Origin of the sequence: Sphingomonas tagetis (genome assembly GCF_024211275.1) — a bacterium.
GTDB lineage: Bacteria > Pseudomonadota > Alphaproteobacteria > Sphingomonadales > Sphingomonadaceae > Sphingomonas > Sphingomonas tagetis.
In genome coordinates this window covers 1-14,383 of record NZ_JAMLDX010000001.1, presented here as the reverse complement: position 1 = coordinate 14,383, position 14,383 = coordinate 1, and the positions used below count along the sequence as shown (strand labels likewise).

17 protein-coding genes are annotated in these 14,383 nt (G+C 70.3%); 8 read left to right on the top strand and 9 right to left on the bottom strand.

Features of this window, described 5'->3' with window-relative positions:
* Positions 1–5 precede the first annotated feature (5 nt).
* Both M9978_RS00085 and M9978_RS00080 read left to right on the top strand, forming a co-directional pair.
* Positions 6–782, top strand: coding sequence for a helix-turn-helix transcriptional regulator (locus M9978_RS00085; RefSeq protein WP_254290743.1), 777 nt, complete (start codon positions 6–8; stop codon positions 780–782).
* On the top strand, positions 779–1,486 hold the full coding sequence (locus M9978_RS00080; RefSeq protein WP_254290742.1) for a FadR/GntR family transcriptional regulator: 708 nt from the start codon (positions 779–781) through the stop codon (positions 1,484–1,486). The genes M9978_RS00085 and M9978_RS00080 overlap by 4 nt, the downstream gene beginning before the upstream one ends.
* Positions 1,487–1,510: 24 nt before the next feature.
* On the opposite strand, the gene M9978_RS00075 is transcribed toward M9978_RS00080, so the two are convergent.
* The 5 genes from M9978_RS00075 to M9978_RS00055 are packed head-to-tail and all read right to left on the bottom strand — an operon-like array spanning position 1,511 to position 5,495.
* Entirely contained in the window at positions 1,511–2,869 is a 1,359-nt protein-coding gene (locus M9978_RS00075) for an FAD/NAD(P)-binding protein (RefSeq protein WP_254290741.1), read from the bottom strand.
* Positions 2,870–2,873: 4 nt separating this feature from the next.
* On the bottom strand, positions 2,874–3,140 hold the full coding sequence (locus M9978_RS00070) for a DUF6356 family protein (RefSeq protein WP_254290740.1): 267 nt from the start codon (positions 3,138–3,140) through the stop codon (positions 2,874–2,876).
* Positions 3,141–3,166: 26 nt separating this feature from the next.
* Positions 3,167–4,036 carry a type II secretion system minor pseudopilin gene (locus tag M9978_RS00065; RefSeq protein WP_254290739.1) on the bottom strand — a complete coding sequence of 290 codons (870 nt, stop codon included), beginning with the start codon at positions 4,034–4,036 and terminating at the stop codon, positions 3,167–3,169.
* Positions 4,033–4,569: a type II secretion system protein GspJ gene (locus M9978_RS00060; protein ID WP_254290738.1), complete on the bottom strand. Its 537-nt coding sequence runs from the start codon at positions 4,567–4,569 to the stop codon at positions 4,033–4,035. Before M9978_RS00060 ends, M9978_RS00065 begins: the two co-directional genes overlap by 4 nt.
* Positions 4,566–5,495, bottom strand: coding sequence for a penicillin-binding protein activator (locus M9978_RS00055; RefSeq protein ID WP_254290737.1), 930 nt, complete (start codon positions 5,493–5,495; stop codon positions 4,566–4,568). The genes M9978_RS00060 and M9978_RS00055 overlap by 4 nt, the downstream gene beginning before the upstream one ends.
* A gap of 56 nt (positions 5,496–5,551) precedes the next feature.
* Here M9978_RS00055 and M9978_RS00050 point away from each other — a divergent pair, with 56 nt between their 5' ends.
* Positions 5,552–6,304 carry a hypothetical protein gene (locus M9978_RS00050; protein WP_254290736.1) on the top strand — a complete coding sequence of 251 codons (753 nt, stop codon included), beginning with the start codon at positions 5,552–5,554 and terminating at the stop codon, positions 6,302–6,304.
* Here the strand turns inward: M9978_RS00050 and M9978_RS00045 are convergent.
* From M9978_RS00045 to gspL, 4 genes are read right to left on the bottom strand one after another with little or no spacing between them, the layout of a single operon-like run.
* Positions 6,301–7,524, bottom strand: a complete 1,224-nt coding sequence (locus tag M9978_RS00045) for a type II secretion system F family protein (RefSeq protein ID WP_254290735.1) — start codon at positions 7,522–7,524, stop codon at positions 6,301–6,303. The genes M9978_RS00050 and M9978_RS00045 overlap by 4 nt on opposite strands.
* Positions 7,524–9,011, bottom strand: a complete 1,488-nt coding sequence (gene gspE, locus M9978_RS00040) for a type II secretion system ATPase GspE (protein ID WP_367305020.1) — start codon at positions 9,009–9,011, stop codon at positions 7,524–7,526. Before gspE ends, M9978_RS00045 begins: the two co-directional genes overlap by 1 nt.
* Entirely contained in the window at positions 9,008–9,514 is a 507-nt protein-coding gene (locus M9978_RS00035) for a type II secretion system protein M (RefSeq protein WP_254290734.1), read from the bottom strand. Before M9978_RS00035 ends, gspE begins: the two co-directional genes overlap by 4 nt.
* Complete coding sequence (gspL, locus tag M9978_RS00030) at positions 9,511–10,599, bottom strand: type II secretion system protein GspL (RefSeq protein WP_254290733.1); 1,089 nt, start codon at positions 10,597–10,599, stop codon at positions 9,511–9,513. The genes M9978_RS00035 and gspL overlap by 4 nt, the downstream gene beginning before the upstream one ends.
* Positions 10,600–10,656: 57 nt before the next feature.
* Between gspL and gspG the strand changes: the two genes are divergently transcribed.
* From gspG to M9978_RS00005, 5 genes are all read left to right on the top strand, one after another.
* Complete coding sequence (gene gspG / locus M9978_RS00025) at positions 10,657–11,145, top strand: type II secretion system major pseudopilin GspG (protein WP_254290732.1); 489 nt, start codon at positions 10,657–10,659, stop codon at positions 11,143–11,145.
* Positions 11,146–11,150: 5 nt separating this feature from the next.
* The gene (locus tag M9978_RS00020; protein ID WP_367305019.1) at positions 11,151–11,618 is read left to right on the top strand and encodes a prepilin-type N-terminal cleavage/methylation domain-containing protein; all 468 of its coding nucleotides are present in this window, start codon (positions 11,151–11,153) and stop codon (positions 11,616–11,618) included.
* A complete protein-coding gene (gene gspI / locus M9978_RS00015) occupies positions 11,618–12,097 on the top strand; it encodes a type II secretion system minor pseudopilin GspI (protein WP_254290730.1) in 480 nt (159 codons plus the stop codon). Before M9978_RS00020 ends, gspI begins: the two co-directional genes overlap by 1 nt.
* Positions 12,094–12,873, top strand: coding sequence for a type II secretion system protein N (locus M9978_RS00010; RefSeq protein ID WP_254290729.1), 780 nt, complete (start codon positions 12,094–12,096; stop codon positions 12,871–12,873). Before gspI ends, M9978_RS00010 begins: the two co-directional genes overlap by 4 nt.
* A 47-nt stretch (positions 12,874–12,920) precedes the next feature.
* A partial coding sequence (locus tag M9978_RS00005) for a secretin N-terminal domain-containing protein (protein ID WP_254290728.1) occupies positions 12,921–14,383 on the top strand: 1,463 nt, incomplete at its 3' end.

The window sequence follows — 14,383 nt, the reverse complement described above, 5'->3', positions numbered from 1 at the left end:
AGGTCATGCAGAACCCTGCCATCATTATCGGCTCGCCCGAGATGACCGTGCTGATCGGCCCGGTCGCCGTGAGCGCCGATGTGCTGCCGCCCGATCCGGTATTGTTCGCCTATGCGCTGGGCGCCGAGGGCGCGACGCTGCGCGTGTTCGCCCGCCCCGCGGTGCCGATGCTGCTGGAGATGGCTGGCGCCGACGACACGTCGCTGCTGGTGGTGGCGCGCCGCGCGGTCGAACGGCTCTATGGCTGGACCGCCGAGGGCATGGACGGCGACACCTTCCACGTTTCGCACGAGCTGGCCGCGATCCTGATGCGTGTCGCCGATGCCGGGCGGAGCGGCGATGCGCTGATCACCTACCGCTTTGCCAAGAGCCTGGAATTGCTGTGCGAGACCGTCGAGGCGCTCAACGCCGGTTCGCTGGTGCCGTTTGCCGGTGACGGCGTGCTGAGCGAGCGCGATACGCGCGCCATCGTCGCGGCGCGCGGCATGGTCGACCGGCAGTGGAGCGAAAAGCTGACGCTCGACTGGATCGCGCGCGCCTGCGGCATCAACCGCGCCAAGCTGACGCGCGGTTTTCGCGACCTTTATGGCTGCACGATCAGCGAGGCGCTGGCCGAGCGGCGGCTGGCCGAGGCGCAGGCCAAGTTGCTGACCACCGACCTGCCGGTGTCGAGCATCGGCTATGCCAGCGGCTACCTCAACAATGCGAGTTTCACGCGTGCGTTCGGCCGCCGATTCGGCTTGTCACCGAGCGATTTCCGGGCGATTCGTCGCGCAGCATGAGCGTTAACGGAGTGATAAACGGCGGGGGCCCCTCGCTCGTCCAGCAGGCGATGGACGCAGTCACCGCGCATATCCGCGATTCGCGGCTGCGGGTCGGCGACACGTTGCCCGGCGAAGGCCATTTCGCAGGCGAATTGGGCGTCAGCCGTGCAGTGATGCGCGAGGCGTTCGGTGCGCTCGCGGCGTTGCGCATGATCGACGTCGGCAACGGCCGCAAGCCGCGCGTCGCCGCGATCGACGGGTCGGTGTTCGCCGCCTCGCTCGATCACGGTGTTTCGACCGCGCAGATCAGCGTCGCGGATGTGTGGGACGTGCGCCGCACGATCGAATTGCGCACGATCGCGCTCGCCGCGGAAAACCGCACCGATGCGCAGGCCGCCGCGATCCACGCGCTGGTCGACAGGATGGCCGACGAGGTCGACGACCACTCGCCGACCGACCACGACATCGCGCTGCACACGCTGATCGCGGAGGCGAGCGGCAACCCGCTGTTCGTCGCGATCGTCCGCTCGTTCGAGCCGCTGATGCAGGTCGCCGTGCCCGAGGCGTGGAAGACGCGGACGACCGAGGAACAGCGCCACTCGATCATCGTCAACCATCGTGCGCTCGCCGACGCGATCAGCGCGCGCGATCCGCAGGCGGCATTGGATGCGATGACCGGGCATTTCGACGCCTCGGTCGGGGCGTTGCTCAAGGACCGGTAGCAACATCCGTTCGGGTTTGTCCCGCTAGAGCCCCTCGCCGCCGACCCATTGCGCGTTGGACAGCCGCCGCGCCACGTCCCAGGTCTGGCGGCGGATGTCGGGGACCGCGACGATCTCCCAGAACGCGCCGCGCGTCATCGGGCCGATGGCGTAGAGCCGGTCGCTTGGCTGCCCTGCTGAACCGATCACCTGACCGACGCCGTTGACGTCGATGCCGAGATGCGCGGCGTCTGGGCGGATCGCGCCGCGGCCGCGCAGCGCGGCGAGCAGCGGATCGGTGGTGCGGGCAAGGTCGCCGAGCGGGCCGGTGCAGTTGACGATTCGCCGCACGGTCATCGCCTGTGCCGAGCGCTCGCCGCGCGGACGCCAGCTTACGTCAACGCCGCGCTCGCCTGGAACGAACGCCAGCGTCTTGCCGGCGATCACGTCGAGTTGCCCGCGCGACTGCATCGCCGCCAGCCGGTCGGCGACCTCGGGCGCGAGGCGGTGGCGGTGGACGTCCCACCACGGCCGCAGGTGGCGCAAAAAGCGCGCACGCTCCGCCTCGCTGGCATTGGCCCACATCGGTTGAGTGAAGGGACGCAGTTCGTCGACCGCGTTGCGCCAGCCGATCGTCTGGGCGCGGACGCGCACCTTGCGGACCAGCGCCGAAGCGGTTGTCGCCGGACGTTCCTCGATCCTCGCCCAGTCCGCCGCCGGCTCATGCCGGCGGGGCAGCAGGCCGCGCCGCGACAGCGCGATGATCCGCCCGGCAAATCCTCTGGCCTCGAGCATCAGCGCGACATCGACCATCGTCAGCCCGGTTCCGACCACCAGCACCGTATCGTCGGCGTTCAAGCCGTCGGCGACGTCCGACGCCCAGGGGTCGCCCTTGTAGAGATCGCCGGGCAGCGCATCGGGATTGAGGCCCGGCGGGTCGTGCGGTGGCAAGTTGCCGACCGCAAGCACGGCAGCGTCCGCCTCCAGCACCCCGCCATCGGCAAAGGCGAGCGCGACGCCCTCGCCCTGCTCGACCGCATCGACGACCTCGCCATAGCTCACCGTCAGCCGCCCGCCGCTCGACGCAATGGCGGCGTCGAGCATCTCGCGCAGATATTCGCCATATGTAACGCGCGAGGCGAAGGACGACGCGGCATTGGTCACGCCGCGTCCTTCGAGCCAGCGCGCGAAATGACCCGGATCGTCGGGAAAGGCGCTCATATTGCCGGCGCGGACGTTGAGCACATGGCTCGGGTGCGCTGCGCCATAAGCAAGCCCCTCGCCGGCGCGACCGCCACGTTCGATCAGCGTCGCGCGCGGGCCGTCGTGGCGCAGCAGGTTGATAGCCTGGAGCGTGCCCGAAAAGCCCGCGCCGACGATCGCGACATGCTCGATGCCTGCCATGCGATCAAATCTCGTATTCGAGCTGCCACTCCGGTTCGGTGAAGGCGGGCGGACGTTCGGCGAAGGCAGGCTGGCGCGCTTTCATCCGGCCGTAGAGCGATTTGACCGTGTCGCTGGCGGTGCGCACGAACAGCGACGGCACGACCGCATGGACGATGCAGGCGAGGCCGCCGACGACCATGTACGCGCCAAAGCCCGCGGCGGTTGCGAAATGCTCGCCATAGCTCTCCCCCACCTCGCGCGGGTGGCGGAGGAACAAGCGGTCGAACATGCGAATCTCCTCGAAGGTATCGCGTGTTACTGTATCGCGGGTGCCTCGGGCGGAACAGCGGCATTGCGCCAGCGCGCCACGGGAACGACCTCGACCGTGCGCTCGTCGATACGGCGGCGCTGGATCAGCGTCGCGCCATCCTGCACCGTGCCGCCAATCGTCGCGCGCACGCGGACCCAGAAGGTGTTGGAGCGGAACGAGGTGCCGGGCGGTTGCGTGACCTTCTGATCGGACAGATCGCGCAGGGTGATCTGGCCGTTGCGTTTGCGCAGCGCAACCAGCCGCTCGGCGATCACCCGATCATCGAACAGCAGCGTCAGCAACTCCTGATCGGCGGCATTGAGGTTGACCGCGGTGGTGCCGGGGAGCGCGGTGACCATGCGTTCGAGCCGCGCGACGGCATTTCGATCGGCGCCGGGGAGCAAGCGGATCGGGCGCGTGTCGCTGACCGGTCCCATCGCGCGGACATAGGCGATGGCGTCGGTCGTCTGCTGTTCGGTGAGACCGGCGATGGCGGCGAGCTTCTGGAACAGCACCACCGGATCGACCGCGCCGCTGCGCAGCGAATTGACGTTGAAGCGACCCTCGGCGTCGCTGACCGCGAGGTCGAAGCTGCCGCCGTCGATCGCCGCGCCCTTTGCACCAATCCCGGCCCAGGGCTCGGCAGCGTGATCGACATCGGGCGCCTCGATCGCGTCGCGGCGAAGCGCGGTGATCGCCGCCAGCTCGCCGCCACGCACGATCGCCGCCGCCCGCGCCGCCTCGCGCCCGCGCAGCGACCGGTCGAGCGCCAGCTCTTCGCGGCTGATCATCAGCAGCACCAGGCCGCTGGCGATGGCGACGAACATCAGGACATTGACCAGGATCATGCCCTGCTCGTCGTCGCGCGGCTTCATGGCGTTTCCCTGGGCTGCACCGGCAGCACGACGATGCGGCGGAGTGTGCCTTGCGGCCCCTGCCCCGCGACTTGCAGTTCGACCGAGACCGCGCGCGGCCACTCGCCCTTGCGTTCGTCGTCGGGCGGCCAGCGGTCGATCCAGGCGTCGCCGTCGCGAAACCGCCAGCGTGTGCCGGTAACGCCCTGCAGCAGCAGTTGCGGCTGCGGCGCCGAGCGGACGAGCGTGCCGCCCGCCTCGCCATAGCTGACCGCCACCGCCGGCCCGCCGACCCCGCCAGCGACGCGCGTGAACGCGACGGTGTTGCCGCCGCCCGAAATCTCGCCGCGCGTGACCTGATCGAGGTCGCTCTGGATAACGAACATCGCGCGCTGCAGATCGGCGAGACGGCTCAAGCGCGCCTCGGTGCGGCCCTGCACATTGAGGACGCTATCGAGCAGGCCGAGGCCGGCGACCGCGATCAGGGCGAACAGTCCCAGCGAGATGATGAGTTCGAGGAGCGTAAACCCCTGCTCACCCTCGGGCGGATTCATGCCCCCTGGCTCACCGCCACCGGCTTGTAGCCCTCGGGGCTGGCGACGAGGATCGCGAGTTCACGCGCGACGCTACCATCGGTGCGGAAGCGCGCGTTGCCGGTGATGCAGGTGTAGCTGGTTTCGGCGAGCAAGCCCGCCAGCCCCAGCGCGCCCTTCTCGCGCAGCACCTTGACGATCGCGCCGGCGTCATAGGCGAGCGCGGCCAGCGCACCGGGATCGCCGCCGTGACGCGCACGAAACTCGCCGGCAAACTTGCCGAACGCCGCCGGATCGGGGCTGGCGATCCACGCGTCGTCGAGCGCTTCGAGCGCAGCCGGGCGATGGTCGAGCGCCTGCACCGTGCCGAGCAGCTGGATGCCGGTCGCCTTGAGATTGCGCGCGGCGGCGAGCACCGCCTCACCACTGCCGGGCAACAGCACCGCGTCGGGCGCGTCGCCTGCTGACGGGAGCGGCTGGCCGGGGGTGACCGTGACCACGCGCACGTCGATGCCGATCTCGCCCTGAATGCGGCCCGCCGCCAGCGCCGCGGCGGCGCTCCACGGACTGGTGTCGTCGATCACCACGACGTTGCGCACGCCGCGCGAGCGGGCGTAGCGCAGGATCGCGCTGGTCACCTGACTGGGGGTGATGCCGAAGATGAAGGTGCCGGGCGCACGCACCACGGCGTTGTTGCTGAACGCGATCACCGGCACGCGGCCAGCGGCCTGCGCCGTAACCGCGCTGGCTTCCTCGGCGGTCACCGGTCCGAGGATCATCGCCGCCTTCGCTTTCAGCGCATTCTGCGCCGCCAGCGCGGCACCCGCGGCAGTACCGCCGGTGTCGTAAGCGGTGATTTCCGGGCCAGAATCCGCGAGCAACGCCGCCTGCCGCATGCTAAGGCCCAGCGCGGCGCGCGAGCCGCTCAGGGGCAGCAAGAGCGCCACCGGCCGTTTGTCGCGTTTGGGCTTGTCGGCCGCCAATACGGAGGGAATGCCACCACATGCCAGCGGCAACAGAAGGCCTGATCGCAGCAGCGTCCGGCGAGGAAATACGGGCGTCGTGGTCGGCACGGCGGCGTCTTACCGTCTTCGTGCTGCTGGGCATAGCGGCTTATGCGCTGGCGATGGTCGCGACGATGCCGGCGGGCGTGGCGTTCAGCAACCGCCCGTGGCGCACCGGCATCGCGGGAACGGTGTGGAATGGCAAGGTCGGGATTGCCGGCGGGAGCAAGGTCGAGTGGAACTGGGCGCCGCTGCGCTCGCTCACCAGCCTCGCCTTCGCCGCCGACTGGAAGGCGACCGGGCCGGATACCGACATGGGCGGACGCGGGCTGGTGCGATTCGGGCGGACCGTGCTCGATCAGGTCAGCGGGAGCGCGCATGCCTCGTTGCTCGACGCGCTGCAGCCCAACCTCCCCTTCACCTGCGACCTCGTCATGCAGACCGAGTTCGAGCGCATCGCGATCGGCGGGTCGGGCCAGATGATCGATGGCAAGCTGACCACCGATCCGGGGGTGTGCACGCCCAAAAGCGGCGGCGCGGCGGTGCCGGTGCCCGCCTTGCTGCTGACGGCAGAGAAGATCGGCACGGAGACGCGCATCCGCATCACCCCGGCCGCACAGCGGCGGCAGACGCTGGTCGATGCGACATTGAGCGACGATGGCGCGCTATCGCTGCGGCTGACCGCCGACGGCGCGCGCTTGCTGCCGTTCATCGGCCTGCCCGCGGGCGTGGCGATCGCGGGACAGCTCTAGAGCGTCACAAGATCATTGAGATTGATGATCGGCAGCAGGATCGCCAGCACCATCATCAGCACGAGGCCACCCATCAGCAGCAGCACCAGCGGCTCGACCAGCGCGACCAGAGCGGTGGTGATCGCATCGAGTTCGCGGTCGAGTTCGTCGGCGGCGCGGCTCAGCGCGGGACCGAGCTGGCCGCTCGCTTCGCCCGAGGCGACGATCGCGGTGAGCATCAGCGGGAACACGCCCGCCTCGCTCATCGCGCCGCGCAGGCTGATGCCTTCGCGCACCCGCGCGGCAACATGGAGCGCGCGGTCGCGGACCCAGCGGTTGGGCGTCACCGCGGCGGCGGCGTGGAGCGCTTCGACCAGCGGCACAGCGCTGGAGACGAGCGTGGCGAGGCTGCCGGCGAAGCGCGCGGCATTATGCTGGCGGCTGAAGCGGCGGAACGGCCAGCGTTCGGTGAAGCCGCGATCGACCTTGAGGCGGTTGGCAGGGTTCGCAGCCCAGCGGTTGAAGATGAGGAAGCCGACCAACGCGGCGAGCAGGATGTAGAGGCCCCAATCCTGCAGGAAGCTCGACACCGCGATCAGCATGCGCGTGAGCAGCGGCAGGTCGGTGCCGCGCGACACGAACACCTTCACGATGTCGGGAATGACATAGACCAGCAGCAGCACGATCACGCCGAGCGACACCGTCGCGAGCAGGCCGGGATAGAGCAAAGCCAGTTGCAGCTTCTGCGCGTTCGCCTGACGATGCTCGACGAAGTGCGCGAGGTGATTGAGCACCTCGGTGAGCTTGCCCGAGGCTTCGCCCGCCGCGACCGAGGCGCGGTAGAATTCAGGGAAGGTCCTGGGATGCTGGCCGAGCGCGCTGGCGAAGCTGCGCCCGTCGAGGATCGCGGCGCGCACGTCGAGCAGGATCGAGGAGACGCGCTGCGCCTCGGACTGGCTGGCGGCGAGGCGCAGCGCTTCCTCGACCGGGATGTCGGAGCCGACAAGTGTGGCGATCTGGCGTGTGGCGGTGGCGAGTTCGCGCGACGACATACCCGCGCGGCCGAGCTTGGGGAGCTGGATGCTGCCGATCGACTTGCGCTCGCCGGCGGCATCGACGCTGAGCGGAAGCAGGCCCTGCTCGCGCAGCATCGCGCGGGCGGCGGCGGGACTCGTCGCTTCAACCCTGCCCTTCCGCTGCGCGCCGGCCCGGTCGGCGGCGCGATAGGCGTAGGTGGTCACTAGGCCTCTTCCCTCGTCACCCGCGCGACTTCCTCGACGGTGGTGATACCGGCGCGCAGCTTGGCGATGCCATCGTCGAGCAGGCTGGGATTGTCCCTGCGCGCGTGCGCCTCGATCTCGGCTTCGGATGCGCCGTCATGGATCATCGCCTGGAAGCGGTCGTCGATCGCGACGACTTCATACACGCCCGCGCGCCCGCGATAGCCGTCGCCGCCGCATTCGTCGCAGCCGGCGGCGCGCCACAGCGTCTCGCCGGCTTTGACCGCGCCGCCAAGCATCAGCGAATCGCCTTCGCTCGCCACATCCTCGCGCCGGCAATGCTTGCACAACCGCCGCACCAGCCGCTGTGCCGCCAGACCGACCAGCATCGGCGCGAGCAGATAGCGCTCGACCCCCATGTCGATCAGGCGCGTCACCGATCCGACCGCGCTGTTGGTGTGCAGCGTCGAGAGCACGAAATGCCCGGTCATCGCCGATCGCACCGCGACCTCGGCGGTCTCCTGATCGCGGATCTCGCCGACCATGATCACGTCGGGGTCCTGCCGCAGGATCGCGCGCAGGCCGCGCGCGAAAGTCATGCCGGTGCGCGAATTGACCTGGGTCTGGCCGATCCCGGCAAGTTCATATTCGATCGGATCTTCGACCGTCATGATGTTGCGTTTGCGGTCGTTTAGCCGCTGGAGCGCGGCATAAAGGCTGGTGGTCTTGCCCGAGCCGGTCGGTCCGGTGACGAGCAGCATGCCGTGCGGGCGTTCGAGCAGACGCGCGAAGACATTGCGGTCGCGCTCGCTCATGCCGAGTTGCTCGAGGTCGAGCTTGAGCGAACCCTTTTCGAGCAGGCGCATGACCACGCGCTCGCCATGCTGGGTCGGCAGCGTCGAGACGCGCGCATCGACATCGTGCCCGCCGATGCGCAATGTGACGCGGCCGTCCTGCGGCACGCGCTTCTCGGCGATGTCGAGCTTCGCCATCACCTTGATACGGCTGACCAGCAACGGCGCGAGTTCGCGGCGCGGTTCGAGCTTGTCGCGCAGCACGCCGTCGATGCGGAAGCGGACGACGACGCGCTTCTCCTGCGTCTCGACATGGACGTCCGACGCGCCTTCCTTGACCGCTTCGAGCAGCAGCGCGTTGATCAGGCGGATGACCGGCGAATCGTCGCGCGCGTCGAGCAGGTCGTCGACCGCCGCGGCGCTGTCGGCGAGCGCGGCGAGGTCCATCTCGCCGAGATCGAACTCGGCCGCCGCGGCGCCGCTGCCCGAATAGGTCGCGGCGAGCGCCTGATCGAACACGGCATCGTCGGCGCTGACGAAGCGCACGCCCGGCGCGATGCGCTGGACTTCGAGCAGCGCGTCGAGCGGCGCGGCGGCGCGGTGGATGCATTCGAGGCCGGCGGCGCCGGGGCGCAGCACGACGCCGGCGCGGCGCGCATAGCTATAGGGCAAGGCCGCCGGCTGAGCGTCGGTGAGAATCAGCGCCTCGCTCACTGGCCGAACTCCACCGTGGCGTTGACGCGGCCCGGCGCGCCGCCCTTGAGCAGTTCGACGCGGCGGGCGCGGAGCGGCGTGGTGCGCTCGACGTTGGCGATCCAGCCGACGACCGCTTCATAGGGCGCTTCGGCGACCTGCGCGGTCAGCCCTGCCCCGCCGGGCGCCACCGTCGCGGTCAGGCCCGCCTCGCGCGCAGCCGCTTCGGCGGCCTGTGCGGGCGGTTCGGCGCGGAGCTGCGGGCGAGCGCCCGGCGCGACCAGCACGCCCGCCGCGCGGACGCGGGCGGTCAGCGTCTCATAAGTGCGAATGTCGGCCAGCGCCTCGGCGCGCGCGGTCTGAAGCGGCTTGATGATGCCGAAGATGAGGATCAGCGCGGCGAGCAGCCCGCCGAGCGTGCCGACCAGCCAGCGCTCGCGGATCGTCAGCCCGGCCCACCACAGCTCGGACTTGAGCAAAGCGGCCTCGAGCGCGGGCATGCGGATGATGCGGATCACGGTCATGCGCGCACCGTCACGCGAATCGCGCCGTCGGGCGCCGCCGTCACCTCCGCTGGCACGCCGCCGGCGCGCAGCGCACCGCGCACGCGCTCGGCCAGGCCGGGGTCGCCGGGATCGAGTTCGAGCGTCAGCGCATTGCCCTCGAACCGCATCGTCCGCGCGGTGACCGCGCTCGACAGCGGGGCGAGCGCGCGCGAGGTCCGCGTGATCAGCGGGACGAACGCGCTGCCTGCGGGTCCCGGCGGGGGGAGCAGATCGGCGACACTGGCGCGCAGGTCGCCCGAAACATTGGTGCCGGGCGCGGCCTGCGCCACCACCGCGCGCGTATCCTCGGCGCGGCGCTCGGCGATCACGCGCAGCATCACCGTATCGGCGGCGGCGATCACCGTGTGCGCGGCGATGCCCGCCGCGGCGATCCAGCCGAGCCGGCGCAGCCAGTGGTTGCCGATCGCCGTGCGCCGGGCATAGGCGCCCTGCCGAAGATCGACCGGCGGGACGAACAGGCGCTCGGCCAGCGCATCATCTGGCGTGCGTGGTTCCTGCGGCAGTTCGCCGATCGGCGTCGCGCCGACATTCCAGATGCGCGGCTGGCCCGCGGCTTCCCATGCCGGGCCTGCCAGCGCGGATGCCACGGCAAAGCCCGTACCGTCACCGGTTCGCACCAGCACGCGCCCGCCCGCCGCCTCGGCGCTCCACTCGCCCGCCTCGGGCAATGGCAATGCCAGCGCGTCGGGCACCAGCGCGGCATGACCGAGGCCCGCCGCATCCGCCGCCTCGACCCATTGCCGCATCAGCGCATGGCGCACGACGGCAACGAGATAGCGTTGCGGCGCGAGTTCCGCGCCCAAAGCAATATGCACCGCGTCGAGCGGATCGGCGATACGGTCCTCGATCGCGAAGGGCAGCGCGGCGATCCGTTTGGCGCGGCTTGCCAGCGGCAGGTCGACCGCCAGCAACAGCACCGATTCGCTCGGGACCAGCATGGTTGCAGGACCGCCGGGCTCGGCTATGATCGGCCGCCCGCCCGACAGCGTCCATACGCCGCCGGCACCGGGTTCCGCAGTGTCGGATATGGCTTGGCCGGTCATGGTTCCAGAGGCTCGGAGTGTAACATTGCTTTCACGAGAAGGACGCATGTGGCCGCGATGCGCATAGTTTTGAAACAATTCGATGACACCGTGGCATTCACGCCGCTGAAGGGCAAGCGCCGCGCGGTGCCGGCGAGCGAAGCGGGCCTCACCCTGCTCGAGATGATCGTGGTGCTGGTGATCATCGCGATCGTCGCGGGGCTGGTCACGATGAACGTGATCGGCCGCCCCGATCAGGCGCGCGTCACCACCACCAAAACCAACCTCGCCAGCCTGTCGAGCGCATTGAAAATGTACCGGCTCGACAATGGGCAATATCCGACGACCGAACAGGGGCTGAAGGCGCTGGCCGAAAAGCCGGCGACGCCGCCGCTGCCTGCCGCATGGCCCGATGGCGGCTATGTCTCCGAGAATCCGGTCGATGCGTGGGGCAATCCTTACGTCTATTCGGCGACCGGCGCCGCGTTCGAGCTCAAGTCGCTGGGCAAGGACGGGCAACCGGGCGGCGAAGGACTCGACGCCGATCTCGACGCCAAGGGCGGCTGAGCGACTTGCGGGGGACCACCATCGCTGAGTCCGAGCGCGGCATGACGCTCATCGAGATGCTGATCGTGCTCGTCATCATCGGTGTCGCGGCGGGCGGCGTGGCGCTGGGCATCGGCACCGCGACGCGTGCGCCATCGGTCGAGACCGAAGCGCGGCGGCTGGCGCTGCGGCTTCAGGCGGCGGCGGACGATGCGATGCTGGGCGACCGGATCATTGCCTTCACCACTGAAAAGCACAGCTACGGCTTCGCTGCGGTCGGGCGTGACGGCGCGCTGGTGCCGCTGGGCGATGCGCTGGCGCCGCATGAGCTGCCGGGTGGGATCGTCGTGACGATCGACGCCGCGCCGCCGGTGATGCTCGGGGTCGATGGCGGCGGCAAGCCGCTCAACGCCACGATCGAAAATGGCGCGCAACGCTGGGTGGTGCGTTACGACGGCATCACCGCGACGGCGAGCAAGGCCGCGGCGCTTTGATGTCGCTGCGCTCCGTGGCGGCACCTGCCCGCTCCCCCACCCGGCCACCCAACGCCAGTATCCTATGGGTGGCCGGGTGGGGGAGCGGGCAGGTGCCGCGTCCCGGCAAGGCCGGGACCACCAGCAAAGACTCTGGCTTTTCCCTCATCGAGGCGCTGGTCGCGCTGGCGGTGCTCGCCATCGCCACCGTGGGCCTGATCCGTGCGGTCGAGACGCACATCGATTCGACTCGCGCAATGGAACGCCGCGCCGCCGCGATGTGGGTGGCGGAGAACCGGCTCGCCGAAATCCAGCTCGCCGACCCCGCCGCCAACGCACCCGACACCGAATTGCTCGGCCAGCCATGGCGGGTAGCCGTCGCCCGCACGCGGACGCAGGACGCCGCGATCGACAAGGTCCGCATTCAGGTGTTCGCCAAGGGCGCGGAACGGACTCCGCTTGCATCGCTCGACGGCTTCGTGGAGGGCAGCGGGACATGATCCGTATCCTCGATCTGTCGCCGCGCCAGTCACGCACCGCGCTCGACATCGCGACCGCCGCGGTGGTGATTTCGGTCGCGGTCGCGCTCGCCGGCTTGACCTGGCGGATCGCGGGCCATGCCGGCACCGGTGCGGTCACGGTGCCGTCGGGCGCGCGTCCGGTGGCGCAGGTGGCGGACATCACCCCTGCCCTCGCCTTCGCGCCATTCGGCAAGGGCGCGGCGACCGACGCATCGCAGGCGACCGCGCTGCCGCTGCGGCTCAAGGGCGTGTTCGCCGCCTCGCCCGCATCGCTCTCGGTCGCCTATATCGAGGTCGGTAGCGAACCCTCCAAACCGTTCCGCATCGGCGAGGCGCCGGGTGGCGGGGTGATCGAGGGCATCCTGCGCGACCGCGTGCTGCTGCGGGTCAACGGGCGGATCGAGTTCCTCGCCTTTCCCGATCCGACGCTGACCGCCGAACAGCAGGCCGCGGCGCTCACCAAGGCGCCGCCTTCCGCACCGCTCCAGCCCGGCTCGCCGCCCGCGCCGCCGCCGCCAGCCGCCACGTCGGCCTTCGCCAGCCTCGCGCCCGCGCCGGGCGGCGGCCTCCAGGTCGGCGCCAACGCGCCGCCGGGGCTGCGGCCGGGCGACGTCATCACCTCGATCAACGGCACGCCGGTCACCAGCCAGGCCAGCGCCGCCACCGCGCTTGCCGCCGCCCAGGCGAGCGGCTCCGCCCAAGTCCAGATCACCCGCGACGGAAAGCCCGTGACGCTGACCGTCCCGACCCGCTAGGTATCGATCCCGTGCCCAAGATCCGCAGTTCCGTTCTTGCTCTGGCGATGGTCGCGATGACCGCGCAACCCGTGCTCGCCCAACAAAGCGAGGCGGCGGACATCGTCGTCAACATGCGCGGGGTCGAGATCGCCGATGTCGCCGACCAGATCTCGCGCCTGACCGGCCGCACGCTGATCCTCGATCCGGCGGTCAAGGGCACGGTGACCGTCACTTCCGCCCAGCCGCTCTCGCCCGACGGGGTGTGGGAGCTGTTCCAGTCGGTGCTGCGCGCCAATGGCTTTGCGGCGGTGCGCTCGGGCCGGGCGTGGCGGATCGTGCCGCAGGGCAGCGCGGTGCGCGACGGCGGCGTCTCGTCGCGCAGCGCGTCGGGGCAGGAACTGGTCACGCGGATGATCCGCCTCGCCAACGTGCCCTCCGCCGAAGCCGCGCGCATCGCGCGGCCGCTGGTGGCGAGCTTCGGCAGCGTCGAGCCGCTGGCCCAGCCCAATGCCGTGGTCGTCACCGATTATGCCGACAATGTCCGCCGGATCGAGGGCCTGCTGCGCTCGCTCGACGGCGGTGGCGGCGGGCTGACCTTCGCCACGGTCACGCTGCGCAACGGCAATGCCGCCGAAGTCGCGCAGGCGCTTCAGGCGGTGCTGGGCGATGCGGCGGGCGGCGCGAAGGTCGCCGGCGACGCGCGCAGCAACACGATCATCGTGCGCGGCACGCCGGGCGCGGTGGCCGATGCGCGGCGCATGATCGCCTCGCTAGATGCGCCGGGCGGCGCCGCGCCGATGACGCGCGTGTTCCGGCTGAACTATGCCGATGCCGAGGCGGTGACCGAGGTGCTGCGCGGCGTGCTCGGACAGGAGGCGACGACCAACAATCCCGTGGCGCGCAGCCTGTCGGGACAGCGTAACCCGCGCAGCCCGACCGGTATGCTCGGCGGGCTGATCGCGCAGGGCGGCAGCAATCCGGCGCAGACCGCCGCAGCGGCGGCTGCGGCTTCGCAACAGCAATCGGCACAACTGGGCGGCGCCCAGCAAGGGACGCCGCAGGGATTCTCCACCCCCGACGTGACAGTCCAGCCCTCGCCCGACATCAACGCGGTCGTGGTGCGCGGCACGCCGAGCGCGGTCGCCGCGATCGAGGCGCTGATCGCCGACCTCGACGTGCGCCGCCCACAGGTGCTGATCGAAGCCGCGATCGCGGAGATCACCGGCGAAGAGGCCGAACAGCTCGCCATCCAGCTCGGCACCAGTGGCGCGGCGCTGACTCAGGTCGAAGGCGCGGCGACCTCGTTCGGCACCGCGGGGCCGTCCCTGGGCGCGATCCTCGACGCGCTCGGCGTGCCGATGGCGGCGGCGCTCGGGCCGGGGCTCACCGCCAATATCGGCATCGGCAACGACTTCTCGATCCTGGTCCAGGCGCTCGGCACCTCGTCCAAGTCGAACCTGCTCTCGACGCCGCAGATCACGACGCTCGACAACAAGGTCGGCGAGTTCGTGGTGGCGCAGGAAGTGCC

Coding starts and splice junctions, on each gene's coding strand:
- gspG (WP_254290732.1), top strand. CDS start 10,657: ATGCGCATAGTTTTGAAACAATTCGATGACACCGTGGCATTCACGCCG.
- M9978_RS00010 (WP_254290729.1), top strand. CDS start 12,094: ATGATCCGTATCCTCGATCTGTCGCCGCGCCAGTCACGCACCGCGCTC.
- gspI (WP_254290730.1), top strand. CDS start 11,618: ATGTCGCTGCGCTCCGTGGCGGCACCTGCCCGCTCCCCCACCCGGCCA.
- M9978_RS00050 (WP_254290736.1), top strand. CDS start 5,552: ATGCCAGCGGCAACAGAAGGCCTGATCGCAGCAGCGTCCGGCGAGGAA.
- M9978_RS00065 (WP_254290739.1), bottom strand. CDS start 4,036: ATGAAGCCGCGCGACGACGAGCAGGGCATGATCCTGGTCAATGTCCTG.
- M9978_RS00075 (WP_254290741.1), bottom strand. CDS start 2,869: ATGGCAGGCATCGAGCATGTCGCGATCGTCGGCGCGGGCTTTTCGGGC.
- M9978_RS00070 (WP_254290740.1), bottom strand. CDS start 3,140: ATGTTCGACCGCTTGTTCCTCCGCCACCCGCGCGAGGTGGGGGAGAGC.
- M9978_RS00080 (WP_254290742.1), top strand. CDS start 779: ATGAGCGTTAACGGAGTGATAAACGGCGGGGGCCCCTCGCTCGTCCAG.
- gspL (WP_254290733.1), bottom strand. CDS start 10,599: ATGACCGGCCAAGCCATATCCGACACTGCGGAACCCGGTGCCGGCGGC.
- M9978_RS00060 (WP_254290738.1), bottom strand. CDS start 4,569: ATGAATCCGCCCGAGGGTGAGCAGGGGTTTACGCTCCTCGAACTCATC.
- M9978_RS00035 (WP_254290734.1), bottom strand. CDS start 9,514: ATGACCGTGATCCGCATCATCCGCATGCCCGCGCTCGAGGCCGCTTTG.
- M9978_RS00085 (WP_254290743.1), top strand. CDS start 6: ATGCAGAACCCTGCCATCATTATCGGCTCGCCCGAGATGACCGTGCTG.